Source organism: Thalassospira sp. HJ (assembly GCF_000948415.1).
Classification (GTDB): Bacteria; Pseudomonadota; Alphaproteobacteria; order Rhodospirillales; family Thalassospiraceae; genus Thalassospira.
Genome location: NZ_JYII01000010.1, coordinates 554414 through 580181 on the forward strand (window position 1 = coordinate 554414; position 25768 = coordinate 580181).

Annotated in this window: 23 protein-coding genes and 2 tRNA genes; 15 read left to right on the forward strand and 10 right to left on the reverse strand. The window is 54.0% G+C overall.

Annotation, left to right across the window (positions count from 1 at the left end):
• Window positions 1-6: 6 nt before the first annotated feature.
• From UF64_RS07925 to UF64_RS07945, 5 genes are all read left to right on the forward strand, one after another.
• On the forward strand, window positions 7-2610 hold the full coding sequence (locus UF64_RS07925; protein ID WP_044828040.1) for a TRAP transporter permease: 2604 nt from the start codon (window positions 7-9) through the stop codon (window positions 2608-2610).
• A gap of 14 nt (window positions 2611-2624) precedes the next feature.
• Complete coding sequence (locus UF64_RS07930; protein WP_044828041.1) at window positions 2625-3053, forward strand: universal stress protein; 429 nt, start codon at window positions 2625-2627, stop codon at window positions 3051-3053.
• Between the two features lie 44 nt (window positions 3054-3097).
• A complete protein-coding gene (locus UF64_RS20870; protein WP_235284998.1) occupies window positions 3098-3484 on the forward strand; it encodes a hypothetical protein in 387 nt (128 codons plus the stop codon).
• A gap of 414 nt (window positions 3485-3898) precedes the next feature.
• Entirely contained in the window at window positions 3899-4657 is a 759-nt protein-coding gene (locus UF64_RS07940) for an SUMF1/EgtB/PvdO family nonheme iron enzyme (protein ID WP_235284999.1), read from the forward strand.
• A 134-nt stretch (window positions 4658-4791) separates the two neighbouring features.
• The gene (locus tag UF64_RS07945) at window positions 4792-5532 is read left to right on the forward strand and encodes a hypothetical protein (protein WP_044828243.1); all 741 of its coding nucleotides are present in this window, start codon (window positions 4792-4794) and stop codon (window positions 5530-5532) included.
• Between the two features lie 88 nt (window positions 5533-5620).
• Here the strand turns inward: UF64_RS07945 and UF64_RS07950 are convergent, their stop codons facing one another.
• Window positions 5621-6019, reverse strand: a complete 399-nt coding sequence (locus tag UF64_RS07950; protein WP_044828044.1) for a cytochrome c family protein — start codon at window positions 6017-6019, stop codon at window positions 5621-5623.
• 472 nt (window positions 6020-6491) lie between these two features.
• Here UF64_RS07950 and UF64_RS07960 point away from each other — a divergent pair, with 472 nt between their 5' ends.
• The gene (locus UF64_RS07960) at window positions 6492-7628 is read left to right on the forward strand and encodes a DUF2336 domain-containing protein (RefSeq protein WP_044828046.1); all 1137 of its coding nucleotides are present in this window, start codon (window positions 6492-6494) and stop codon (window positions 7626-7628) included.
• A gap of 155 nt (window positions 7629-7783) precedes the next feature.
• Here UF64_RS07960 and UF64_RS07965 read toward each other — a convergent pair whose 3' ends face one another.
• The 3 genes from UF64_RS07965 to UF64_RS07975 form a co-directional block, all read right to left on the reverse strand.
• Window positions 7784-9175 (reverse strand): TRAP transporter large permease subunit, encoded by a 1392-nt coding sequence (locus UF64_RS07965; protein ID WP_044828047.1) that lies wholly within the window; start codon window positions 9173-9175, stop codon window positions 7784-7786.
• A 21-nt stretch (window positions 9176-9196) separates the two neighbouring features.
• Window positions 9197-9781, reverse strand: coding sequence for a TRAP transporter small permease subunit (locus UF64_RS07970; RefSeq protein WP_044828048.1), 585 nt, complete (start codon window positions 9779-9781; stop codon window positions 9197-9199).
• 110 nt (window positions 9782-9891) lie between these two features.
• Window positions 9892-10953, reverse strand: a complete 1062-nt coding sequence (locus tag UF64_RS07975) for a TRAP transporter substrate-binding protein (RefSeq protein WP_044828049.1) — start codon at window positions 10951-10953, stop codon at window positions 9892-9894.
• Window positions 10954-11086: 133 nt separating this feature from the next.
• Here UF64_RS07975 and UF64_RS20875 point away from each other — a divergent pair, with 133 nt between their 5' ends.
• The gene (locus UF64_RS20875; RefSeq protein WP_235285000.1) at window positions 11087-11263 is read left to right on the forward strand and encodes a hypothetical protein; all 177 of its coding nucleotides are present in this window, start codon (window positions 11087-11089) and stop codon (window positions 11261-11263) included.
• 199 nt (window positions 11264-11462) lie between these two features.
• Here UF64_RS20875 and UF64_RS07980 read toward each other — a convergent pair.
• From UF64_RS07980 to UF64_RS07990, 3 genes are all read right to left on the reverse strand, one after another.
• Window positions 11463-11539, reverse strand: a tRNA-Pro gene (locus tag UF64_RS07980).
• 211 nt (window positions 11540-11750) lie between these two features.
• Window positions 11751-11827 (reverse strand) — tRNA-Pro (locus UF64_RS07985).
• Window positions 11828-11926: 99 nt separating this feature from the next.
• Window positions 11927-12964: a polyprenyl synthetase family protein gene (locus UF64_RS07990; protein WP_152630639.1), complete on the reverse strand. Its 1038-nt coding sequence runs from the start codon at window positions 12962-12964 to the stop codon at window positions 11927-11929.
• Window positions 12965-13217: 253 nt separating this feature from the next.
• On the opposite strand from UF64_RS07990, the gene UF64_RS07995 reads away from it, so the two are divergent.
• From UF64_RS07995 to UF64_RS08005, 3 genes are all read left to right on the forward strand, one after another.
• Window positions 13218-13475, forward strand: coding sequence for a DUF2007 domain-containing protein (locus UF64_RS07995; protein WP_044828245.1), 258 nt, complete (start codon window positions 13218-13220; stop codon window positions 13473-13475).
• 38 nt (window positions 13476-13513) lie between these two features.
• Window positions 13514-14296 (forward strand): tRNA1(Val) (adenine(37)-N6)-methyltransferase, encoded by a 783-nt coding sequence (locus UF64_RS08000; protein ID WP_044828050.1) that lies wholly within the window; start codon window positions 13514-13516, stop codon window positions 14294-14296.
• A gap of 425 nt (window positions 14297-14721) precedes the next feature.
• A complete protein-coding gene (locus tag UF64_RS08005; protein ID WP_052657503.1) occupies window positions 14722-16404 on the forward strand; it encodes a methyl-accepting chemotaxis protein in 1683 nt (560 codons plus the stop codon).
• A gap of 221 nt (window positions 16405-16625) precedes the next feature.
• Here UF64_RS08005 and UF64_RS20880 read toward each other — a convergent pair whose 3' ends face one another.
• Window positions 16626-16784, reverse strand: a complete 159-nt coding sequence (locus tag UF64_RS20880) for a hypothetical protein (RefSeq protein ID WP_235285001.1) — start codon at window positions 16782-16784, stop codon at window positions 16626-16628.
• On the opposite strand from UF64_RS20880, the gene UF64_RS21055 reads away from it, so the two are divergent.
• The 4 genes from UF64_RS21055 to ppdK all read left to right on the forward strand — a co-directional run bounded on the left by UF64_RS21055 (window position 16783) and on the right by ppdK (window position 22796).
• Window positions 16783-16908, forward strand: a complete 126-nt coding sequence (locus UF64_RS21055; RefSeq protein WP_255353090.1) for a hypothetical protein — start codon at window positions 16783-16785, stop codon at window positions 16906-16908. The genes UF64_RS20880 and UF64_RS21055 overlap by 2 nt on opposite strands.
• Before the next feature lie 194 nt (window positions 16909-17102).
• Window positions 17103-17993 carry a glycine--tRNA ligase subunit alpha gene (locus tag UF64_RS08015; RefSeq protein ID WP_044828052.1) on the forward strand — a complete coding sequence of 297 codons (891 nt, stop codon included), beginning with the start codon at window positions 17103-17105 and terminating at the stop codon, window positions 17991-17993.
• Window positions 17994-17996: 3 nt separating this feature from the next.
• On the forward strand, window positions 17997-20060 hold the full coding sequence (gene glyS / locus UF64_RS08020; protein WP_044828053.1) for a glycine--tRNA ligase subunit beta: 2064 nt from the start codon (window positions 17997-17999) through the stop codon (window positions 20058-20060).
• Between the two features lie 75 nt (window positions 20061-20135).
• The gene (ppdK, locus tag UF64_RS08025; RefSeq protein WP_044828054.1) at window positions 20136-22796 is read left to right on the forward strand and encodes a pyruvate, phosphate dikinase; all 2661 of its coding nucleotides are present in this window, start codon (window positions 20136-20138) and stop codon (window positions 22794-22796) included.
• A gap of 73 nt (window positions 22797-22869) precedes the next feature.
• On the opposite strand, the gene UF64_RS08030 is transcribed toward ppdK, so the two are convergent.
• Together UF64_RS08030 and UF64_RS08035 are read right to left on the reverse strand one after the other, a co-directional pair.
• Window positions 22870-23406, reverse strand: a complete 537-nt coding sequence (locus UF64_RS08030) for a hypothetical protein (protein WP_152630640.1) — start codon at window positions 23404-23406, stop codon at window positions 22870-22872.
• Window positions 23407-23662: 256 nt separating this feature from the next.
• Entirely contained in the window at window positions 23663-24577 is a 915-nt protein-coding gene (locus UF64_RS08035) for a folate-binding protein YgfZ (protein WP_044828056.1), read from the reverse strand.
• Window positions 24578-24726: 149 nt separating this feature from the next.
• Here UF64_RS08035 and UF64_RS08040 point away from each other — a divergent pair, with 149 nt between their 5' ends.
• The gene (locus tag UF64_RS08040) at window positions 24727-25767 is read left to right on the forward strand and encodes a glycosyltransferase (protein ID WP_044828057.1); all 1041 of its coding nucleotides are present in this window, start codon (window positions 24727-24729) and stop codon (window positions 25765-25767) included.
• Window position 25768 lies beyond the last annotated feature (1 nt).

Sequence of the window (25768 nt, forward strand, 5' to 3'; positions counted from 1 at the left end):
TTTGTGATGACTGACGATCAAAAAACGGAAAATCCGTCCGTCGATCAGGGGCTGCAGGACCTGATTGCGGAAAATGATACAGGGGCCCGTCAGCCAAGCGGTTTGACGGCGAAAATATTACTCTGGCTTGCGGTTTCATGGTCGCTGTTCCAGCTTTGGCTGGCTTCACCATTGCCATTTATCTTTAATTTTGGCGTTTTGAACTCGACCGAAGCAAGGTCGATCCATCTCGCTTTTGCAATTTTCCTGGCCTTCATGGCCTATCCTGCCTTCAAGAATTCACCACGCAGCTATATCCCGATCCTTGATTGGGTGCTGGCTTTGATCGGTGCGTTCTGTGCTGCCTATATTTACATTTTCTATCGCGACCTCTCAGACCGTCCGGGCCTGCCGATTACGGCTGATCTGGTTGCGGCTGGTGTTGGCCTTGTCATGTTGCTTGAAGCAACCCGTCGCGCCCTTGGCCCGCCCTTGATGATCGTTGCCATGGTCTTCCTGGCTTATGTCTTCTTTGGCAATGCTGCCTGGGTGCCGGATGTTTTGCAGTGGAGTGGTGCAAGCTTCTCCAAGGCAATGTCACATCAATGGATCACCACCGAGGGCGTGTTTGGTATCGCGCTTGGCGTTTCGACAAGCTTTGTGTTCCTGTTTGTCCTGTTTGGCTCGCTTCTCGATAAAGCCGGTGCAGGTAACTATTTCATCAAGGTGGCGTTCGCAGCCCTTGGTCACATGCGTGGCGGCCCGGCAAAGGCCGCCGTTCTGTCATCGGCAATGACCGGCCTTATTTCCGGCTCGTCGATTGCCAACGTTGTGACGACCGGTACCTTTACCATTCCGCTGATGAAGCGTGTTGGCTTCCCTGGTGAAAAGGCCGGTGCGGTTGAAGTGGCGTCCTCGGTTAACGGTCAGATCATGCCGCCTGTCATGGGGGCTGCGGCCTTCCTGATGGTGGAATATGTCGGCATTCCGTATCCGGAAGTCATCAAGCATGCCTTCCTGCCAGCAACGATTTCCTATATCGCGCTGATCTATATCGTTCACCTTGAAGCGCTTAAGGCGAACATGCAGGGCCTGCCGAAACGGGTGACCTCAACCTTGGGTCAGACCCTGATCAGATCCCTTTTGTTCGTGCTGTCGCTCGTGGTTCTTTCCGGCATCGTCTATTACGCGATTGTCTTCCAGAAAGGGCTGTTTGGTGACGCGGTCGGTTGGGTTGTTGCTGCTGAATGTGCAGTGATTTATCTGGCCGGTCTGTATTACGCGGCCAAATATCCTGACCTTGAAATGGATGATCCCAATCAGCCGGTTGTTGAACTGCCGGCACTGGGTGAAACCGCCAAGGCGGGCTTGCATTATCTGCTGCCGGTCGTGGTTCTGGTCTGGTTCCTGATGATTGAGCTGAAATCACCGGGGCTGTCGGCCTTCTGGGCGACGGTTCTGATGATCTTCATCATGCTGACCCAGCATGCTGCCAAGGGTTTCTTCCGCAAGAAACCCGATTTCGCCAATGACCTGAAACTTGGTGTCATTGACGTCATTGACGGCTTTGCGACGGGTGCGCGTAACATGATCGGTATCGGTGTTGCCACTGCGGCTGCCGGTATCATCGTGGGCACGGTTTCACTGACCGGTATCGGTCAGGTGATGGTTGAATTCGTCGAGTTGATTTCAGGCGGCAATCTGATGCTGATCCTGATCTTTACCGCCGTGATCAGCCTGATCCTTGGCATGGGGCTTCCGACCACGGCGAACTACATTGTGGTCTCCAGCCTGATGGCGCCGGTGATTGTGGAACTCGGCGCTGCAAATGGCCTGATCGTGCCATTGATTGCGGTTCACCTGTTCGTCTTCTATTTCGGCATCATGGCCGATGTGACCCCGCCGGTTGGTTTGGCATCCTTTGCCGCGGCGGCCGTTTCGGGATCTGATCCGATGAAGACGGGTCTGGTCGCATTCTTCTATTCGATGCGTACCGCGGTTCTGCCGTTCCTGTTCCTGTTCAACACCCAGCTTCTGATGATCGGTCTGGATCATCCGGTGGATGTGGTGGTCGTGGTGATTGTTTCAACAATAGCCATGCTGGTCTTTGCCGCAGCAACGCAGGGGTACTTCTTTGCCCGTTCCAAGCTGTGGGAAAGTGCGGCATTGCTGTTGATCGCCTTTACCCTGTTCCGTCCGGGTTTCTGGCTCGACATGATTGCGCCGCCTTATGAAAACCTGCCGGCGACAACCATTGTCGAAGATGCTGCCAACATGCCGCCTGAATCCAGCATCCTTTTGGATGTCGAAGGGATCAGCATCGAAGGTGACGAAGTTGCCAAATCCGTGATGCTGCCACTTGGGCCAGCAGGTTCGGGTGAGGATCGCCTGTATCATGCGGGTATCGGCATTCGTGATGAAGATGGTCGTATCTATATCGATGATCTGGTCTTTGCCGGTCCGGCCGAAAAAGCCGGTCTTGATTTCGACTTTGAAATCACTGCGGTAAAAGTTGAGTCTGATCGTCCGGCCAAGGAAGTCTTCTTTATTCCGGCCTTCCTGTTGCTGGGTGGGATCATTGTTCTTCAACGCCGACGCAAGCGCAGTGAAGACGCGCTTGGTGCGGCCTGACAGGGAGAGTGAACATGTACAAGGATATTCTGGTCACAGTAGATCTTGATCATGAGTCTTCCTGGAAGAAGGCCGTACCGGTTGCCACCAAACAGGCGCAAAGCTTTGGCGCGCGCCTTCATGTTCTGACCGTGGTACCCACGGTCGGAATGTCGATGGTCGGTCAGTTCTTCCCGAAGGGCTACGAAACCAAGGTTCTTGATGCCTATAACGAACGTCTGCACCAGTTTGTGTCTGAACATATTCCCTCAGACATCAAGGTGCAGCACATCGTTGGTCAGGGAACGGTTTACGAGGTCATCTTGCAGATGGCCAAGAAAACCAATTGCGATCTGATCGTGATCGGATCGCATCGCCCGGAGCTGAAGGATTATCTTTTGGGCCCGAACGCGGCACGCGTTGTCCGCCATGCGGATTGCTCGGTCATGGTCGTTCGCGACTAGATCATCAGGCAATTTAACGACAAAGAAAAACGGGGGCGATGCAAATGCATCGCCCCCGTTGCCGTTGGAACAGATCAAATGGTCACTTTGCCGCGCACGGGTTCGCAGCACACGGATTGGCAGCACACGGGTTGGCTGCTGCGCACGGGTTCGCAGCGCAGGGGTTCGCAGCACACGGGCTGCAGGGATTAACGACTTTCTTTGCAGCACACGGGTTTGCGGCACAGGGATTAGCCGCGCACGGGTTGGCTGCACAGGGGCTGCAGGGCGCACAGCTTGCGACTTCGGCGGTCGGTGCCGGCAGCGGGGCTGCCATCGCCATCGGGGTTGCCATGGCAAGGGTGGTGCCGATCGCCATTGCCGGGATCAGTGCCTTATGTGCGAAAGTCATTGATTTCTTGGTCATTAGTGCCTCTCTGGATGTCCGGTAAGTTTCAGCCGGGGCGTTCTGTCGCCCGTCGGTGAAGACACTATGGTCCAAATTTTCATAGCTGCGGCGTCACATGGTTTCACTGTTATGTGAGCCCTGCGTGTTCAAAAAGTTGTTTGCCTACAGTTAATTAGAAGACCGTTTCACAAAAAAGATGTGATAAATCCGGGCCGAAAACTGTCAAACCGATTGAAAGTGCGGCGAAATTTCCGCATCTTGTGGATAGGGAACAAGGGGGCAGGATATGTTGTGGCGCTTGAATAAAGCGTGAGCCACGCTGCCCATCAGGACGGAAGTTTGTATGAGAGTCGGGGACTGTATCGCAGATATCTGGAAATTCTGCGCTGTTGGATGCCTTTTGGTCGTTGCGGGAGTTTCCCACACACAGGCTGCAGGCGATGGAATCCCCGATGTGGTGCGCATTCCTTCTGGTTGGTTCTGGCAGGGGTCCGATTCTGTCGAACGGCAATATGCCTATCAGATTGACGAGCAGGTCTATGGCCACGATATCAGTCGTCGTAACCGTTGGTACGATCTCGAAACCGATAAGTGGCACGTCCACCTTCTGGCCTATGATATCGCCAAGACACCGGTGACCAATGACCAATACGCTGTTTTCGTCAACGAAACCGGTCACCCGGCACCTGATATCAGTCAGGAAGATTGGGAACGTCAGGGCCTGATTTATACCTATGACACTATTATTCCGTTCCTGTGGAAAAATGGTCGCCCACCCCGTGGGCGCGGTCGCCATCCGGTTGTGCTGGTATCCTGGCAGGATGCCAATGCCTATGCCCAGTGGCTGAGTGAAAAAACCGGTGAGACTTGGCTCTTGCCCAATGAACTTTATTGGGAAAAGGCCACGCGCGGACCGGACGGTACATTCTATCCGTGGGGCAATATTTTTGACGCCGGTCGGTTGAACAGTGCCGATAACGGCCCGTTTGATACCATGCCGGTCGGTCGGTTCGAGCCGGGACCCTATGGTGTGCTTGACGGTGCGGGCCAGGTGTTTGAATGGACAGCGACATCTTCCCAGCCGGGCTATCGCATCGTTAAGGGTGGATCATGGGATGATCGCGGGTGCGGGGTCTGTCGGCCAGCGGCCCGTCACGGGCGTCCGGAATATCTCAAACATATCCTGATCGGCTTTCGCGTGATGCGCGATCGCTGAGCTGTTGCGAAGATTGTTGCAAAGCGCCTTGAAATCACTAACTGTTGAAAGGGGTTTATTGGCGCGATCGGTCGCAAACCATCCATTCTGCTCAGACGGAATAACGGGTGGATCGCAACGATGTTGGTAAAGATATGACTGAAGATACACTTGATTTGGCGTCGATCCCGACAGATCAGCTTGAAAAGATGTTGGCTGCGGGGCGTGACGTTATGGAATGTCACCGCGTCCTGACGGCGACCGGCGATAACATCGTTGGTGAACTGATCAAAAGTGCGGGGACATTCTATGAATGGAACCATTACCCCGAAGGCGATGTCTATGATCGCCATTCACATGCGCAGTTCTATTATCATGCGCACCCCAAGGAAGAACGCCGCGATTGGGATGAGCACGGGCATTTCCATACCTTCATGCGCCCGCGTGGCATGCCCGATGGCTGCAAGCCCAAACAGATTGATGGTTTCGACTATCCCGAAGGCCCCAATGATGCGCTGTCACACCTGATTGCGTTCTCGATGGATGAATTCGGCTTTTGCCAGCGTCTGTTTACCACCAACCGCTGGGTCACCGGTGAAGTCTGGTACGACGCCGAAGATGTCATTGCCATGCTTGACGGATTTGTCATCGACCATGCGCAGCCGTCCTGGCCGGTTAATCGCTGGGTGTCGGGCATGATGGTCCTGTTCCGCCCGCAGATCGAAAAGCTGATCGGGGAACGTGATCAGGCGGTTGCCGAGTGGGCGAGTAAACATCCCGACCGTGATGTCTATGAAGACCGCGAGCTTGAAGTTACCTCGACACTGGATGTCGCGAGCGTCGAGCAGATGCGCGCAATCGGCGAGGAAATCCTGCGTCGGCGTGAGGCGGCCTGATACCCACCTGCGTATCGTAAAAGCAGACATAAAAATGGCCGGTGGCAATATGCCCCGGCCATTTTGCATTTCCAGATCACAGCAGCAGTTACTGCGCTTTCAGGAACTCGATGATATCGGCGATATCGTCGCCTTTTTTGAGTTTGAAGGCCATTTTGGAGCGCTGCTTGGAGCCGGCGATCTCGCTGAGTTTCGCAGACGGATCTTCAAGGTAGCCGGTCAGGAAGGCTTCATCGGCAACGAAACCTTTTTCGCAGGCAGCAAGATAGCCTTTGCCGTATTTGAAACCTTCAACCGTGCCGCATTCGCGACCGAACGCGCCAGCAAGGCTCGGGCCGACCTTGTTTACGCCAGCATCAAGGCTGTGGCAGGCAGCGCAGCGTTTGAAAAGTTTTTCACCCTTTGCCGCATCACCGGCAATTGCAGGAGCCGCAGACAGGAAGGCGAGGGAGCTGGCAACGAGAACCAGTTTACGCGAGAACGTCATTATGGAGCCTCTCTCTTATTTCGAAGTGCCCGGTGATCGGGACGATGCACCGTTGCGCGGCGCATATGCGGGTAACCGTAAGATCAAAAACAGTCTCTTGTCATCGTCTTAGATGGTGCGAGATTGCTTGATCTTCAAAAACTGGTAACCAGATTTATCATAATGTGATGGTGAAGAATTTGAGTTTAGTCAATTTTTCGCCTTTGCTGTCGGAATTTGCCAGATTTCGCAGCCTCTGATTGCTGGCGTCTGAATTGCGACTGAAATAGTGTGTTTGCGCCATGGTGGCAGATGGTCTGATGATAACCTTTCTGATCGGGAAAATACCCGGTATAGAATTGATCGACAGGATGGTTGAAAATCAGGGTCTTGTGCCCCAACTAAGGAAAATATGTTTGTCGATTCTCTGCCAGAAGTATAATCTTGCGCAGAAATTTGGCAGCCATGTGAGAAGCGTGCCAGGAGATATCTATTGCCACGTATCACCAAAGAAGATCTGAGCAAGCTGGTTCAGGACCCGTCCGGCGCAAACCGTGCCGATACGGCGGAAAAGATCAGTCGTGAATTCACGACCGAAACCCTGACGGACAGCGAACGTGTTCTGGCCGAAGATATTTTCCGTCTGATGATCCGCGACGCGGAAGTCCGCGTGCGTAAGGCCCTTGCCAAAAACCTCGCCCAGACACCGCTTGTGCCCCACGATGTTGCAGCGACGCTTGCGCGCGACGTCGATGAAGTCGCACTTCCGGTTCTTGAATTTTCCGAAGTTCTCAATGACGACGATCTTGTCGATATCATTGGCGATAACGCTGACAGTGTCGAAAAGCAGCGCGCGATTGCCTCGCGTGCCTATGTGTCCGAGGTCGTTTCGGCAACGCTGGTTGATATCGGCCATGAAGACGTGATGGTCGATCTGATGTCAAACCAGGGGGCCGAGATCAGCGAGGTGTCGCTTCAGAAGGTCGTTGATGATTTCGGCGACAATGAGCGCATCCAGAAACCGATGATCGAGCGCAACCATCTGCCGATCACGATTGCCGAACGCATGGTGACGCTGGTGTCTGAACGCATGCGTTCCCAGCTGATTTCACGCGGTCACATCCCCGAAGGCATCGTCAATGCGGTGATGACCCAGTCACAGGAAAGCGCGACCATCGGTCTGCTGGGTGACGGGGTTGAAGAACGCGATGTCGAGCTGCTTGTTGAACATCTGCACAACAATAATCGCCTGACCAGTGGCTTGATCCTGCGCGCGCTTTGCATGGGCGATGTGTCCTTCTTTGAAGCAGCCCTTGCCAAACGTGCCGGTGTCTCGCTGATCAATACCCGCATCCTTATTCACGATAGCGGTCCGTTCGGCCTTGAAGCGATCTATAACAAGGCTGGCATGCCGGAGCATTTCTTCCCGGGTGTCCGTGCCGCGATCGAAGTTGCGCGCGAAACCACCTTTGATGGTGAAGAGCACGACAAGGAACGCTATTCGCGCCGCATGATCGAACGGGTTCTGACCCAGTATGGTGATCTGGGCGTCGAGTTTGATTCAGACGATGTCGATTATCTGATGGGTCGCATGCTGCAGCTTCCCGGCGAACGGCCGATGCATCACTGATCGCACGCGCCGATCTGGACCGATTCAGGTCACAAAGACGTTAGAACCGCCCGATCCATGATCCGGGCGGTTTTCTTTGGGGCAATCACCGCCAGAACGAAAAAAGGGCGCCGTTGATAAAACAGCGCCCTTTGTCATTGGTTTTGAACTCTACGCTATTCAAGCAGCGTATTTGGCATCCAGAGTGCGAGTTCCGGGAAATACATCACCAGCAGGAGACCCAGAACTTGCAGAAGGACGAAAGGAATGATGCCCTTGTAGATCTGCTGGATGGAGATCGATTTCGGTGCCACACCCTTGAGATAGAAAAGCGCAAATCCAAAGGGTGGGGTTAAGAAGCTTGTTTGCAGGTTTACCGCCACAAGGACTGCGAACCAGGTCAGAACCTGTGCTTCGCTTGCTTCAAGGCCACCGATATCAAGGTGATGACCGAAATCAAGCTGGGCAATGACCGGTGCAAAGATCGGCAGCACGATCAGGGTGATCTCGACCCAGTCAAAGAAGAAGCCAAGGATAAAGATGATCAGCATCAGCAGAAGCAAAATGCCCCACGGACCCAGACCGGCACCCTCAACCAGATCGATCACCAGATCATCACCGCCAAGCGAACGGAACACATAAGAGAACACCGTCGCGCCAGCAAACAGGAAGAACAGCATCGCGCCCGTAAGCGCCGAACGTTCACAAACATCCTTAAGGACCGGCCATTTCAGGCGACCCTTGACCAATGCAAGGAAGGTCGCACCAACTGCGCCAACGCCTGCAGCCTCGGTCGGGGTGGCAAAACCGGCAAAGATCGAACCCAGAACCAGAACAATCAGGAAGACCGGCGGCACAAAGCTGCGGACCACCATCATGGCGAGGTCCTTGCCATGAACCGCTTCGCCTTCCGGCAGGGGCGGTGCAAGGGACGGGTTAATCTGACAACGCACAAAGATATAGACGGTGTAAAGACCGGCCAGGATCAAGCCCGGAATGATGGCTGCCAGGAACAGGTTGCCAACCGATACCGACAGAAGGTCGGACATCAGAACCAGCATAATCGATGGCGGGATCAGAATACCCAGCGTCCCGGATGCGGCAATTGTCCCGGTGGCAAGCGACGGATCATAATTACGACGCATCATGACCGGCAGGGCCAAAAGCGTCATCATGACAACCGATGCGCCAATAATGCCGGTGGTTGCTGCCATGATCGTGCCCATCAGGGTGACCGACAGGGCAAGACCGCCAGGAACCTTGCGCAGCAGCATGTTGAGGCATTCCAGAAGGTCTTCTGCAACACCACTTTTTTCCAGCATCGTGCCCATATAGATGAACATGGGCACAGCAACCATCACCATATTTTCGGAGATGCCGCCCCAGATGCGCGAGACGATATTGAAAAATTCAATAAAGGAGAAAACGTCATAGGCCATGCCCAGGAAGCCAAAGGCAATCCCGATGCCGGAAATGACGAAAGCAACCGGAAGTCCCGTGAAGACAAGAATGCCCAGCGAGGCAAACATGAACAGCGGAAACCAGTCTTCGATATAGAAGTTACCCATTTGGATTTATCCCTGTTCCGCTCAGTCTTCGATCTTGGCCGCGCCAAGGTCTTCTAGATGGTGGGTGCCGACATAATAACCTGCGCGCTTGTGCAGGTTGATCGGGCCAAAGACAAAGACGAAGCATTTCAGGAAGATCGAAAGCCCCGCCATGGCGAGAAGGCCAAAGCCGATGGGAATGGTTGATTTGATGATCCAGCGATGGGTCAGGCCGGTGGTCGCGGCCGATACCTCGTTGCTCTCAAAGGAACGGGCAACAAAATCAAAACCGAAATAAAGCACCAGCGCACAGAATGGTAGGACACAAACAAGTCCGCCGATCATCTCGATGATTGCACGGGTGCGGGGGCGAAGGTTATCGCGAATAAGTTCGATGCGGACGTGTGAGTCGCGAATATAGGCGAACCCGAAACACAGCATAAACAGGCCGGTATGCAGGTGCCATTCAAGCTCTTGAAGCTTGATGGATCCCTGTCCGCCGAATTTACGCTGGATCACGTCATAAAGGATGACGATCATCAAAGGTATGGCAAGCAGGCTGGCCCACTTTCCCACACGGGTCACGATGGCGTCGATGCCGTCACTAAATTTCAGTAGCGCTTCCATAGAAGGTCTCCCGGGGTCTTCTTATCGCGGTCAAGGCCGGGGCACGGAGCACCCGGCCTTGCCGAGACTTGTTTTGTCGACTGGCTTAGCAGTCGTTCAGACCTGTTGGATTAATCGAGATATCCGATGTCTTTCCAGATCTTGTAGTTTGCGCGGAAGCTCTGGAGGCTTTCGTAAGCCATTTTGAAGTTTGCATCTTCTGCCGAAAGCTCGGCTGCAACTTCTTCCCAGGCGCCACGCATGGCGTCGAGCATTTCCGGCGACCATTTTTTGATGTTCACGCCTTTTTCCTGAAGTTCTTTCAGGGCATTGAACTGGATTGCTTCACCTTCAGCGAAACCATATGCAAGGTTGTCGTTACATACGGATTCGATCTGGGCCCGCTGGGTGTCGGAAAGACCATCCCACTTTTCCTTGTTCATCATCAGATCGAACAGGGTCGACTGCTGATGCCAGCCCGGGAAGTAGTAGTATTTCGCGACTTGGTGGAAGCCGAGCTTCAGGTCAATTGCCGGCATGGAGAACTCGGTGGCGTCAATGGTGCCAAGCTCAAGTGCCGGATAGATATCGCCGCCAGCCAGAAGCTGGGTGGAAACGCCAAGTTTTTCCATCACTTTTGCGCCCAAACCGAAGAAGCGCATCTTCAGACCTTTAAGATCTTCCGGCGAATTGATCTCCTTGGAGAACCAACCCGATGCTTCCGGTGCGATCAGGCCGCAGAACAGCGACTTGATGCCATGTTCGGCATAAAGCTTGTCAAAGATTTCCTGACCGCCGCCAAACTTGACCCATGCCAGATATTCACCAGCCTGCGGGCCGAACGGAACGGCACCAAACAGCTGCAGGGCCGGAACTTTACCTGCCCAGTAACCCGGGGTGGAGAAAGCCGCATCAATCGAGCCGGTCGAAACGGCATCGAAAACTTCCAGTGCCGGCACAAGTGCGCCCGGCTCATAGAATTTGATGTTGATGTTGCCACCGGAAACTTCGTCGATCTTGTCGTCAACGCGTTTGCCAAGCGTACCAAGCTGGGTCAGGCTGCCCGGATAGGTGGAGCCCATTTTCCAGCGAACGCGCTCCTGGGCATCCGCATCAGACGGGGCTGCCGTGAACGCAGCCGCAGCAAGAACGGCAGCGCAAGTTGCCGATTTAAGCACTTTAGAAAAAGTCATTCGTCTTCCTCCCTAAGAAGTCCGAAATTGGTAATACCACGTGAGGCCGACCACCGCCTTTTGCTTTTATTATTGGGCGGTTTTCTCCCCGATTTTTATGTTGCAGGGCGAAGCATAAGCGTATTTCGCAAGGATGAGCAAGTTTGTTTCCTTGTTTGCGAAAGAAAATATCTTTATTGCAGTGCAAAATCGCAACTTGCTGTCGGGCGCAAAAGCAGGAATTCCGCATGGGAATGCGCATTTGGTGCTCTTTAATCTTGTCCGAAAGTTGAATGCGAAAAAGCTCTATGATCTTCGTCGTTTACGGTGATGCGATCGCATCACCCTACTTTTTTTATGGGGATTCGCTATCCTTTAGGGGCGTTCTGCCGTGTCATTCGTGAAAGAGCATGCTGGCCGTCTGGTGCTGCCTTGCAAACGTGCAGATGCAGCAGAGTTCGGCACCAGCGAAGGTTTTCATGTGCGAAAACGAAAACGGGCGGCCTTTCAATGAAAGACCGCCCGACTGATGGTCGGAGCGAGAGGATTCGAACCTCCGACCCCTGCCTCCCGAAGACAGTGCTCTACCAGGCTGAGCTACGCTCCGTCAGTGGGCGGAGGTTTAGCCCTTCTTTCGGCGCGGATCAAGCATAAACCGGACGTTCCGGCGGAAAAAATGTCAGTTCGGAGACATGTTGGAAGGGCAGTTGAACAAGCGATTGAAAACCTTGCGCCTGCGGGGAGGGGATGGGCCGCAAACTGCGTCTGGAAACGCAAAAGGCCCTGAAACGAATAACCGTTTCAGGGCCTTTGAATGATGGTCGGAGCGAGAGGATTCGAACCTCCGACCCCTGCCTCCCGAAGACAGTGCTCTACCAGGCTGAGCTACGCTCCGTCATTCTGCGAAGCCGGGTGATAATGGTTTATCGCAGGCGACGCAAGATATTTTTGCGCCCTGCCGATGCGACCCGGACATGCGCAACGGGAATATCGATTAATATGGGCGCGAAATGCAGAACTCGACGGCCTCAACCATCGCATCCTTAATCGCGCCATCATCAAAGCGTGACAGTGTATCGATGGCCATTTGCCCGAATTCGCGTGCACGATCCATCGATGCATCAAGCGCATCATATTTGCGGATCAGTTCCTGTGCCCGATCCAGATCGCCCTCCTGGAAGTCCTGATCTTCCATGCAGCGGCGCCAGAAAGCCTTTTCGTCTTCGTCACCATTGGCATAGGCAATGATCACCGGAAGCGTCACCTTGCCATCGCGGAAGTCATCGCCAACCGTTTTGCCAAGGGTCGCCTGATGGGCGGAGTAATCCAGAACATCGTCAATCAGCTGGAAGGCCGTGCCAAGATAGATGCCGTAAAGGCGAAGCGCTTCTTCATCCTCGGCCGAACGTTCGGCAATCACCGCACCAATCTGCGATGCTGCGCCAAACAGGGCTGCGGTTTTGGCAGTGATCACTTCGAGATAGGCCTCTTCGGTGGTGCCCATGTCATTGGCGGTCGACAGCTGCAGGACTTCGCCCTCGGCGATGACGGCAGATGCCTGTGCCAGAATATCAAGAACGCGCAGCGACCCGGTTTTGACCATGACGACAAAGGCGCGCGCAAACAGGAAGTCGCCGACCAGAACGCTGGCTTCGTTGCCAAACAGGGCGTTGGCCGATGCCTGACCCCGGCGCAGCTGGCTTTCATCAACCACGTCATCATGCAGAAGGGTGGCTGTGTGAATGAACTCGACACAGGCTGCAAGATCAACGGCATGCGGGCCATCGCCATAACCACAAAGCCGCGCAGATGCCAATGTCAGCATCGGGCGCATGCGTTTGCCGCCAGCAGCGACAAGGTGCGTTGCCAATTGCGGAATCAGGGCGACTTCGCTGTGCATGTTGTCGATGATCACCTGATTGACGCGCTTCATGTCGCCGTCGACGAGGTTGACCAGTGAATCAAGGCTCGGCTGAGTCTTTGGCTGCGGTGCGGTATTGGTCACGCTGTATTCCGACTTCTCAAATGGCATCTTCGCTGCCTGCTTGGGCGAAGACTGCAAATAACAGCAGGCGGCCTCAACATAGATAGGCCAAGCTGTTGTGGTCAAGTGGACAAATGCGGTTCCAGTCCTGCTTTAACCTCAGATAATTCAGGGTTTCTTGCAAAGGATTTTGTAAACCACAACTGCAAACCCCTACATTATAGAGATATTATTGTTTTTTGGATTTCTTCAAAGTTCAAAACGTATGACAAGCCTGATCACAGTTTGAAGGAAAATGCCGATGATCGAACTATTTCGCAGTAACGATCCGATCGAACTGAGCTGGGCACAGGCTGTTTTGGCCGATGAAGGCATCGACAGTCATATCTTTGACTATCATGCCAGCATCATCGAAGGATCCATCGGGGCGCTGCCACGGCGATTGATGGTCGATGGCGAAGAGGAAAGTCGCGCGAAATACGTTCTTGATGTTGCCAGACGCGAGCTTGATGCGCATAACGCCAAAAGTGATGGTTCGGACGCCGTGGCGTCCGAATAACATTGCAAACAACTCGGAACGACAGATCAGGACCATTGATGGTGAGTGCAGCCACAGGCATTGAAGTGCCCGATTTCCCCGAAGAGCGGATCAGTCATGATTACCTTCTTGGCGGATCGGTTGTGCTCAAGCAACCCGTCGACGGATACCGGGCGGCGGTCGATGCCGTGTTGCTGGCCGCATCGGTTTCGATCAATTCCCGTCGTGATGAAAAGATCCTTGATGTCGGGGCCGCTGTTGGCAGTGCCGGGCTGTGTGTTGCCCGGCGTCTTGAAACGGCGAAGGTCACGGGTGTTGAGCTGCAAGATGATCTCTATGCGCTGTTTTGTCGCAATGTGATGGAAAATGATTTCGCCGGGCGGGTCACGCCGATCCACGGTGATATCAATGGTGGTCGCTTGCCGCTGGTCGCTGAAAGCTTTGATCAGGTGATTTCCAACCCGCCTTATTATGCCGGTGGCACGCGCCCGAGTAATGAAAGCCGTGCGAAGGCCCATCAGGAAGGCACCGCCGACCTTAAGGACTGGATTGCCTTTTGCCTTAAGATGGTCCGGCAAAAGGGGCGCATCACGCTGGTGCATCGCGCGGATCATCTGGACCGGATCATTGGGCTTTTGCATGGGCGCGCCGGAGATATGACGGTCTATCCGATCTGGAGCAAAGAAAGTTCCCAAACGCCTTTGCGCGTTATCGTATCGTGCCGCAAAGGCGTTTCATCGCCACTCAAACTTCGTCGCGGAATTGTTTTGCATGATGAAGTCGGAGATTTTTTACCGCAGGTCCAAGAGGTTCTGCGAAATTCGCAGCCACTGATGCTTTAACGTTATTGTTTGTCTTATCAAACGATTGGAGCTCTTAACACGTGTGGTTGGCAGTTGCGCTGAACATTCACTTATGAGCTGTGCCTTTGGGGACTTGCAGCGATCTGATGCCCAGAATGAAAAGATTGGCTTTCCCAAGGCATCCTGTTTTTCCAAGAGAACAACTCGAATCGAATTATAGTTTAACCTGTGTTTGATTTGGAGGATTAACCCAGGATTGATTGTGCGAGGGAATTAGACTGCTTTTCAGCTCATTTTTGTAATATTCATATGATTATATTAGGTTTTCAAATTTTTCATTTGACGTGATAACTGTTTTCATTTGCAAACTTCCAATGTCGGGTGACTCTCTTCTTTACAGCGCTTCTATTTTGAGTTGGGAGCGTAGAGGGGGGCATTAAGTGTAACGAGCATTGGGGGAAGAGATGAACACAAACATCCAGATATCACAGAAGCTTATGGTTTCATTTGCTGCTGTGATGGTTTTGGGCCTTTTTCTGGGCTTTTTTGCTGTTCATAAAAAGAGACAGATCAACGATGTGGCGACGGCAATCGAGACCAAGTGGATTCCAGCGATTACAACGTCTGCAGCAATAAATGACAAGTTCAGTGCGCTTCGTATTGGGTCATTGGAGTACGTTAGTGCAACCGAAGAGGCCACTTTAGATACACTAAAATCAGACATTCAGGGTGACATTGCCGCTCTTGAAGAGATGTCACGAGATTATCGGGAGTACGCGACCTTCCCCGAAATTGCAGATATCTGGGAACGCGCACATGAACTTTTGACGCAACACAATAATCAACTATTGAGTGTGGTGTTGGAGCGGGACAAAGGAAATGACAGCCAATATCGGTCTATTATCGTCAATGAGCTAGGTGCTCTAAATGGCCAGGCTAGATCGTTGCTGGATGAGCTGGTTGCCGTCAATGCGAGGATGGGGGCTGAGGAATCTCAGCGAGGATATCTCGAATACATTTCCGCTCGAAATACCACCTTGGTAGTTACGGCTATTGTGTTTTTGCTCAATATATTCCTTGCCTACTATTTATCCGGAACAATTTCGAAGCCCATAAAAGAAATTACCGCTGTTATGCGAACACTTGCCAGTGGGGACAAGAGCGTCGAGGTTCCCGGTGAGCAGCGTGCTGATGAAATCGGGTTTATGGCAAAAGCGGTCACCGTATTTAAAGAAAGCATGATCCAAGCGGATGAATTGGCAGCGCAACGCGAACAGCGTCAGGCCGAGCAACTGAAGCGGGCAGAACGTGTCGACAGCCTGTCCAAGCAATTTGACAAAGATGCGGCCTCGTCTCTTGAGGGCGTCCGGAGCGCTTCAGTATCTATGCAAGAAGGGTCCGAAAAGCTCTTGATAGCAGTTGATCATGCGGAAAGACGATCTGGAGAAGTCACCACAGCGGTGCAGCAAGCTTCATCCAATGTTCAAACAGTCGCCTTTTCGGCTGAGGAATTATCGGTTTCAATTTCCCAGATCACGAGTGATGTTTCAGAGGCAACGAGGGTTTCTGGCGAGGCTGTGTCGCAGGCCGCACGCACGGGAAAAGTCATCGAGAATTTACAAGGTGCTGCGGGAAGAATTGGCGAAATCGTCGAGCTTATCAGCGACATTGCCGGACAAACAAATTTACTTGCGCTCAATGCGACAATTGAGGCTGCACGCGCGGGTGCGGCAGGTAAGGGATTTGCTGTTGTTGCCGCGGAGGTCAAAAATCTGGCAGATCAAACGGCCCGGGCGACGGAAGAAATTGCTGCACAGATTAATGGCACCCGTCAGGCAACAGATGATGCGGTGTCCGCAATTTCAGAAATTTCAACGACGATTGAGCGCGTTAATGAAATTGCCGCAAATATTTCGGTTGCAGTTGATCAACAAAAATCCGCAACCGAAGAAATCGCGCAAAACATTGATCAGGTTGCTGTCGGTACAGAGGATGTAACGTCCAACATGAAAGACGTCTCAGCTGCCGTTCTTTCGTCTGGGGATGTTGCACGAGACGTTCAGGACGCCTCAACTCTTATGTCTGAAGAGGCGGAAAAAATGAGGAAGTTGATAACAGCGTTCCTCAAAGAGGTTCGCGCAGCATAGAAGCCCGACGTTAATCTTGAACCAGCTTCCCCCCACACAAACCTCTTTTCCCGCGCCTTGGCTGCAGGGGTTCTGTGGGGGGCGAGGCTGATATGAGGCTCATCTCGTTATTGCTATTTGAATGCTTTACGACACAGCTTGCTTATATTCAGCGCACGTGGAATTAATAGGGGCTGATCCAGCTTCGTTTCCCAGACCTCTGCTCCGGAAAGTAAATCTTGCTAAGTTTTTCGAAAATCATCTTTACCGCTTTGGTCTTCGTTGTCGTCTGGCAGGGCTTCAAGCTGTTTAACCGCAGCAAGCAGGTCGCAGCCGACGAGCAGCCAAAGCAAACCAAAGACCAAAGCAAAACCAGCAAAAAAGCAAATCCGGTTGCGCATGAGTTGGAAAAATGCCCGGATTGCGGCGTTTATCATGCCGAAGGCAACGCCCATCGCTGCGACGATTGATCAGGGCTTTGCCGCGCAGGTCCCGCTGATCAGCCATTTACGACTTTGGATGTAAGTCGCCTTATTTCCCTTGGAATCCATCCGCGGATCGAAGATGTATGTCGCTGCAATGCGGCATAACAAAGTGCGGGCAGATACAAGGGTTGCAGATTCAGCGCATCTCAGGGGTTTTGCCTTCTTGACCAAGTGGGGGCAGGGCGGTAGCTTGCCGCCATAAATTTACAGAAACAGTAACAGAGAGTTCGCGCCATGGCGCTCGACGGGTCGCAACGTCCCCCTTCATTCCAGGAAATCATTCTTCGACTGCAAAGCTATTGGGCCGATCAGGGTTGTGTCATCCTGCAGCCTTATGACTTGGAAGTCGGTGCCGGTACCTTCCACACCGCGACAACCTTGCGCGCGCTGGGTCCGGAAACCTGGAATGCAGCCTATGTGCAGCCGTCCCGTCGCCCGACCGATGGTCGTTATGGCGAAAACCCCAACCGTCTACAGCACTATTACCAGTTCCAGGTTCTGATGAAGCCGTCACCGGCCAATTCACAGGATCTGTATCTTGGCTCGCTGAAGCATCTGGGCATTGACCCGATGGCCCATGACATCCGCTTTGTCGAGGATGACTGGGAAAGCCCGACGCTGGGCGCCTGGGGCCTTGGCTGGGAAGTGTGGCTTGATGGTATGGAAGTCACTCAGTTCACCTATTTCCAGCAGGTTGGTGGTTTTGAATGCAACCCGGTTCCGGTCGAGCTGACCTATGGTCTGGAACGTCTGGCGATGTACATTCAGGGTGTCGAGAACGTTTACGATCTTGATTACAACGGCGCTGGCGTAAGTTACGGCGACGTGTTCCTGCAGAACGAACGCGAACAGTCGACTTATAACTTTGAAGTCGCGAACACCGACATGCTGTTCCAGCACTTCAAGGATGCGCAGGCCGAATGTGCGGTGAATATCGAACGCGGTCTGGCGCTGCCGGCTTATGAGCAGGCCATGAAGGCATCCCATCTGTTTAACCTCCTTGATGCGCGCGGTGTGATTTCCGTGACCGAACGTGCGGCCTATATCGGCCGTGTTCGTGACATGTCGAAATCCTGCTGCGAAGCGTGGCTGCGGTCGCGTGGCCATCTGAACGAGGAGGCTTAAGTCATGGCCGAATTGCTGCTTGAACTGTTTTCCGAAGAAATCCCGGCCCGCATGCAGGCGCGTGCTGCTGAAGACCTGTCCAAACTGGTCACCGATGGCCTGAAGGCCGCCGACCTTGGCTTTGATAAGGTGGAAGCGCTGGTCACCCCGCGTCGTCTGACTTTGATTGTTGATGGTCTGCCGGAAAAACAGCCTGACTTGCGCGAAGAGCGCCGTGGTCCGCGTGCCGATGCCCCGGAAAAGGCTATCAATGGCTTCCTGACCGGCAATGGTGTCACCCTTGATCAGTGCGAAAAGCGCGAAACGCCAAAGGGCGTCTTCCTGTTTGCGATTGTCGAACAGAAAGGCCGCGCGGCATCGGATGTCATCAAGGACATCATTGAAGATGCGATGAACAAGCTGCCCTGGCCGAAATCGATGCGCTGGGCAGATCAGAAAATTCGCTGGGTGCGTCAGCTTGACCGCATTCTGTGCCTGTTCGATGGCAAGGTTATTCCGGTCACATATGGCCCGGTCACTGCGGGCGATACCACCCGTGGGCATCGTTTCATGGCCCCGGCAGAATTCAGTGTCACGAATGCCGCCGACTACAAGGAAAAGATGCTTGCCGCCAAGGTTATGCTTGATCGCGAACAGCGCAAACAAGTCATCCTTGACGGTGCCAAGAAACTTGCCGCGTCCGAGGGCTTTGAACTTCTTGAAGACAACGGACTTCTTGAAGAAGTTTGCGGTCTGGTGGAATGGCCGGTGCCGGTCATGGGTAAGGTTGATGACCAGTTCATGGACATCCCGCGCGAGGTTCTTGAAACCTCGATGCGTGAACATCAGAAATATTTTGTGGTCGAAGACAAGGCCGGCAAGCTTGCCGCGCGCTTCATCACGGTTTCGAACATGATCACCGCCGACAACAACGCCAAGATCATCGCCGGGAACGAGCGTGTTCTGCGTGCGCGTCTGCATGATGCCAAGTTCTTCTGGGATCAGGACCGGAAAGTGACGCTGCAATCGCGTCTGCCGAAGCTTGATAACATTGTCTTCCACGCCAAACTTGGCTCGCTGGCAGAGCGGGTTCTGCGCCTGCGCGGTCTGGCGCGTGAAGTCTCTGCCGATATTGATGGTTGTGATACCAAACTGGCCGACCGCGCAGCAGAAATCGGCAAGGCCGATCTGGTGTCGCAGATGGTGTTTGAATTCACCGAACTTCAGGGGCTGATGGGTAAATACTACGCCGAGAATGACGGCGAAGCCCCGGAAGTCGCCAATGCAATTGCCGAGCATTATGCACCGGCCGGCCCGTCGGACATGTGCCCGACCGCCCCGGTTTCGGTTGCCCTCGCTCTGGCTGAGAAACTTGATACCCTTGCCGGGTTCTTTGCGATTGATGAAAAGCCGACCGGTTCAAAAGACCCGTTTGCTTTGCGTCGTGCGGCACTGGGTGTCATTCGTCTGGTTCTGGAAAACGGTTTGCGTTTGCCGCTGCGGCGCATCTTTGCTTTCGCGGTTTCCCAGTACCCGGCAACCATTCGTCGTGATGAGGCGGTTGAAGACCTTCTGGCCTTCTTTGCAGACCGTCTCAAAGTCCATCTACGTGAACAGGGTGTGCGCCATGATCTGGTGTCGGCCGTGTTTGCACTTGATGGCGAGGACGATCTTGTCCGCCTGTTGGCCCGTGTTGAAGCGCTTTCCGATTTTGTCTCCGGTGAAAGCGGCGTCAACCTTATGGCCGGATACAAGCGTGCGTCCAACATCCTGCGCATCGAAGAGAAAAAGGACGATATGTCCTATGACGCGGACGTTTCCGCGGATCTTCTGAGCCTGGAAGAAGAACGCAAACTGTATGAGGCGCTCATTGATGTCCGGCACAAGGCCTTGCCACTTCTGCGTGACGAGGATTATGCCGCGGCTATGACCGAATTTGCGCGGTTGCGTGAACCGGTCGATACATTCTTCGAAAAGGTTACGGTCAATAGCGACAATGCTGATGAACGTGCCAACCGCTTGAAGCTGTTGGCACAAATTCGCACGGCATTGCACGATATTGCCGACTTCTCGAAGATCGAATCATAAATACGGTCAAGGTTGCGGGGCTTTCCCCATCCGGGGAGGCCCATCGGGGCCTCGACCAGATGAGGAAAAGGCAAGATGACCAAATGGGTTTACGGTTTCGGTGGCGGTAGCGCCGAGGGCCGTTCGGATATGCGTGAACTTCTGGGTGGCAAGGGCGCAAACCTTGCCGAGATGTGCAATCTCGGACTTCCGGTCCCGCCCGGCTTTACCATTACAACCGAAGTCTGCACGGCGTTTTATGACAATGATCGTGCTTACCCGGATGGTCTGAATGCCGAAGTCGAAACGGCGCTGGCGGCAGTTGAAAAGCTCGTCGGTCGTTCGTTTGGTGACGCCAAGGACCCGCTTCTTGTTTCCGTGCGCTCCGGTGCCCGCGCATCCATGCCCGGCATGATGGATACGGTCCTCAACCTTGGTCTCAATGACGAAACGGTCGAAGCGCTTGCAAGCGTGTCGGGTGACCGTCGTTTCGCCTATGACAGTTACCGCCGCTTCATTCAGATGTATGGCGACGTCGTTCTGGGCGTTGATCACTATCACTTCGAAGATATCCTTGAGACCGTCAAGGAAGACAAGGGCGTTACCCTTGATACCGACATGAGTGCCGATGACTGGGCCGAAGTCGTCGAAGCGTTCAAGAAAAAAGTCCAAAGCGAACTGGGGCAGCCGTTCCCGCAAGACCCGCGTGAACAGCTGTGGGGTGCCATTGGTGCTGTCTTTGGCAGCTGGATGAACGCACGTGCCAACACCTACCGCCGTTTGCACAACATCCCGGCCAGCTGGGGGACTGCGGTCAACGTTCAGGCGATGGTCTTTGGCAATATGGGCAATGACTGTGCGACCGGTGTGTGCTTCTCGCGCAATCCGTCGACCGGCGAAGACCGTTTCTATGGCGAATATCTGATCAATGCGCAGGGCGAAGACGTTGTTGCCGGTATCCGTACGCCAGCCCCGCTGACCGAAATCGAAAAACAGGAATCCGGTTCGGACCTGATTTCGATGGAAGCCGCGATGCCCCGTGTATTCAAGGAACTCTGTGATATCCGCGAAAAGCTTGAATCCCATTATCGCGACATGCAGGACATGGAATTCACTGTTGAGTCCGGCAAGCTTTACATGCTTCAGACCCGTGCGGGCAAACGCACGGCCAAGGCGGCATTGCGGATCGCTGTTGAAATGTGCCGTGATGGTGTGATCTCGCAGAAAGACGCCATCATGCGCGTCAATCCGGCACAGCTTGATCAGCTGCTGCACCCGACCCTTGATCCAGAAGCAGACCGCAAGGTCGTTGGCATGGGCCTTCCGGCATCACCCGGTGCGGCGTCCGGCCAGATCGTTTTCTCGGCCGAGGTTGCCGAAGAATGGGCAGGCAAGGGCCGCAAGGTCATTCTGGTGCGTATCGAAACAAGCCCCGAAGACATCGCGGGCATGCATGCAGCCCAGGGCATTCTGACGTCACGCGGTGGCATGACCAGCCACGCTGCTGTGGTCGCACGTGGCATGGGCACACCTTGCGTTTGTGGTGCCGGTGCAGTCAAAATTGACTACGCCAACAAAACCATGATGTCGGGCGGTGTGACCCTTAAGGAAGGGGACGTCATCACCCTTGATGGCGCAACCGGTGAAGTCATGCTGGGCGAAGTTGCGACCCTGAAACCCGATCTTTCCGGTGATTTCTCGCAGTTGATGGAATGGGCGGATGTTTTGCGTCGCCTTAAAATCCGCACCAACGCCGAAACCCCGGAAGAAGCTGAAACTGCACGTGGTTTCGGGGCAGAGGGCATTGGCCTTTGCCGTACGGAACACATGTTCTTTGATCCGGAACGGATTATCTCCATGCGCGAGATGATCCTGGCTGAAACCGAGCAGGGCCGTCGTTCGGCGCTGGCAAAACTTCTGCCCTATCAGCGTCAGGACTTCATCGATCTGTTCCGCATCATGAAGGGGCTGCCGGTCACCATTCGTTTGCTTGACCCGCCGCTGCATGAATTCCTGCCGCATGGCGATGCCGAAATTGCCGAGGTGGCCAAGGCTGCCGGTGTGTCCGAAGCCATCGTCAAGCGCCGGTTGCTTGATCTTGCCGAAGCCAACCCGATGCTGGGTCATCGCGGCTGCCGTCTGGGGATCAGCTATCCGGAAATCTACGAGATGCAGGCACGTGCCATCTTTGAAGCCGCGATCGAGGTGACCAAGGATGGTGGCGATCCGGTTATTCCGGAAATCATGATTCCGCTGATTGTTGGCAAGAAGGAACTTGAAATCCTCAAGGCCGCGATCATCAAGGTCGCAGCCGAGGTCGAAGACGAAAAAGGTGCCAAGCTGAAATATCTGGTTGGCACCATGATCGAATTGCCGCGCGCAGCACTGCGTGCCGGTGAAATCGCCGAAGAAGCCGAATTCTTCAGCTTTGGCACCAACGACCTCACCCAGACCACTTTTGGTCTGTCACGTGATGACGCGGCGCGCTTCCTTGATACCTATATCGCCAAGGATATCTTTGCCGGTGATCCGTTTGTATCGCTTGATCAGGATGGCGTTGGCGAGTTGGTCAGTCTGGCGGCCGAACGTGGTCGGGCGACCCGCAGCGACATCAAGCTTGGCATCTGTGGCGAGCATGGTGGCGATCCGGCATCGATTGCCTTCTGCGAGGCACAGGGACTTGATTACGTCTCATGCTCCCCGTACCGCGTGCCGATTGCTCGTCTTGCCGCAGCACAGGCTGCACTTGGTAAGTAATTACCGCTCGTAAATTCGACGCGTGAAAAAGATAAAAACGGCAACGGGGCAACTCGTTGCTGTTATTTTTGTCTTATTGCGATGACGGGTCGTTGCGTTGGGTGCGGTGTTTCATCACCAGCATCCCGCCAACCACGAGGCCCAGAAGCAACAGGATGATGCCGCCGATCTTGAACAGCTTCTCGTAAAGAAGGCGGTTGTGATATTCCGCCTCGCGCAGTTCTGTCAGGTGTGTGATCACGGCATCAAGCTGCGCACGATAGCGTTGCTCTGGCGGAAGGGTGCTTTCATAGCGCACAGCACGCAGCAACATATTCAGGCGTTCTACCGCATCAAGGTAGTTTTCCTCTGTCATGCGGGCCTGTTCGATGGTCGGCTTGAGTGCCGGTTTTTCATCCGGCCCCAGAAAATGACCCGGATAGGTCTTTAGGTCAGGCCAGTAATTGTCCAGACAATCACGAACATTGGTGACAATCGCCCCGCAAGGTACAATCTTCTGCGGGTAAAATCGAAGTAACGTGCCAAGGGCCATCTGCTTGATCTGATGGCCCTTACGGTTATAGGCCTCGGTGATTGTCGCCAGCTCCTTTTCGGCTTCAGAAATCGACATATCGGATACGGGCACGTCGCTTAAATCCGGCGCAGCTTGCTGAATTGCAGCCATGGCAGGTGTGATGACAAGCGCGCAAAGCACGGCCATCAAGCCCCGGATACAAAGGACCCTGTTCCACAGTTTCATCGCAAATCCCGATTTTTGCTTTTCTTTTAACATAGGGGCTGTTGGTGCATTGCAACAGGTTTTAACGAAAAACGGGCCCCGCGAGGCGGAACCCGTTTGATACATCGGTATCGGTTTTTGGGCGAACTCAGGCCGCATTTTCCGGCAACTGAACCCAGTCAGGCACAGAAACCGTGATCTTTGCATCACCCGCAAACAGTTCTGCATCGCCTTCAATCCGCTCAAGCCGGATCAAGGCCAGACCGAAATCACCATGGACAGACCGGATAATACCGGCCTCCTTGTCACCATTCATGATCGGCGTGCCCGCATTTGGTGCGGGGCCGTCAATCTTGACTGGCAACAGGCGCTTGCGCACAAGGCCGCGATATTTGGTGCGAGCGGTAAGTTCCTGGCCCATATAGCAGCCCTTTTTGAAATCCACACCGCCCAGCTCTTCAAAGCCGCTTTCAAGCAGGATGGATTTCTCGACCTCCATTTCTTCGCTGCCATTGGGAATGCCAAGCGAAACGCGCATCTGGTGATAGGTTTCAACATCGCTTTCCTGCGCGCCGATGGCACCCATTTCGGCCAACGCATTTTTCGGCAGAAGAACACGCGCACCCATTTCGGCAAGACGGGGGTCGACCGCCTTGATGCCATCGGCCATATGGGCCGTTGCACCCGGTGTTGCCTTAAGCGACAGCGAACTCAGCGCATCTTTGCCAAACACAGCCACGACGTCGTAGCTGTCGCTGACATCAGTCAGTTCGGCCTTGGCGCGCAGTTTGTACATGCGAAGCTTTTTAAACAGTTCGGCCGCGCGCGCGCCATTTTCACCGCGCTCGCATTCAATCAGCAGGCTGTCTTCATCCTGATGATAGACAAAGAAATCAAACAGGAACTTCCCCTGTGGCGTTAAAAGTGCGCCATAGCCTGATTTCTCGGGCGAAATGGTTTCGATGTTGTTTGATACAAGCCCTTGCAGGAAGCTGACCCGGTCCGGACCACTCACACGGATCACCGCACGATCCGGCAAAAGGGCATAGAAAGTCTCACTCATGATATTTATGGCTCCGGTTAAACGGAATTGTTTGGGCGAAATGTGGGGCAATCACGCAAATTTCGCAAGACCTGTCTGTGCGGACAAAGGCCGGATAAGCTATAAGAAAACCCTTCATAAAACGCCGTCGAACGGATAGAACCAAACTTATGAAAATCTTGATGCTTGATCAGTCTATCGGCTTTGATCCCAAGGATCGCGAAGCCCGTCCGCTTGGAACATGCCAGCGCGCTTTCATTGCCCTGGCAGAGTCCCTTGTTGCCCGTGGTCACAAGGTCGAAGCGCGCCGGAATGGCGGCATCGACAAGGACATGCACGGTGTTGCCTGGCGACAGCTTGAAGCTGAACTGCCGCCGTTCGGCGGTGATGCGGTCAATACCGTGATTGTCTGGCGCGATCCGGCGTTGCTCAGCCATGCAAGCGTGCCCGATGGGGCAACCGTCGCACTTTGGTTTGATGGTGATCCGGCAAGGTTGAATGCCGATGATGTGCGGCTGGTTCTGCAGGAAAAGAAAGTTCAGGTCATCTTTACCGATGACGCGCAGGCAAAGGCCTTTGATGCCGATCTGGCCAAAAAGCCGATTGTGGTCAGGCCCGGCGCCACTACATCCTTTGTCATGGCATCGAACATGCACTGGGCATTTGAGTCGCGCGATGAATTGGCGGTGACCGTTGCCAACAGCTCGACGGGGATTGCCCAGATCATTCGCATTTGGGAAACCTATGTCGCGCCCAAGGCGCCGAATGCGATCCTGGAAGTCTACGCCCACGACCTGTTTAGCGCCATGGCTGGCGAAAATGACAGCGTGTCGGAAGACCTGTTGGATATGGTGCGCTCCGCCATCGACAAGGGTGTGCGCGTCCATCATCCCAAACCCGAAGCGGATATGGCAGAAACCGTCGCCAATGCGCGCGCGTTTCTCCATCACGGCAAATACGGCACGGATTATGTCGGGCAATGGCTTGTTGATGCGCTGGGCGCTGCAACACCGGTTGTGTCCTATGGCGGCATTGCCAAAAGCCGGGTCGAGGACGGCAAAACCGGCTATATCGTCCCGGACGAGGCCGCATTTGGTAATATCACATCCCAGCTTCTGACCGACCGGTCCTTCTTTGCCAGCCAGTCCGAAGCCGCACGCAATGATCGCCGCGAATGGATCCATGTCGCCGGCGAGCTGGAGAAACTGTAAC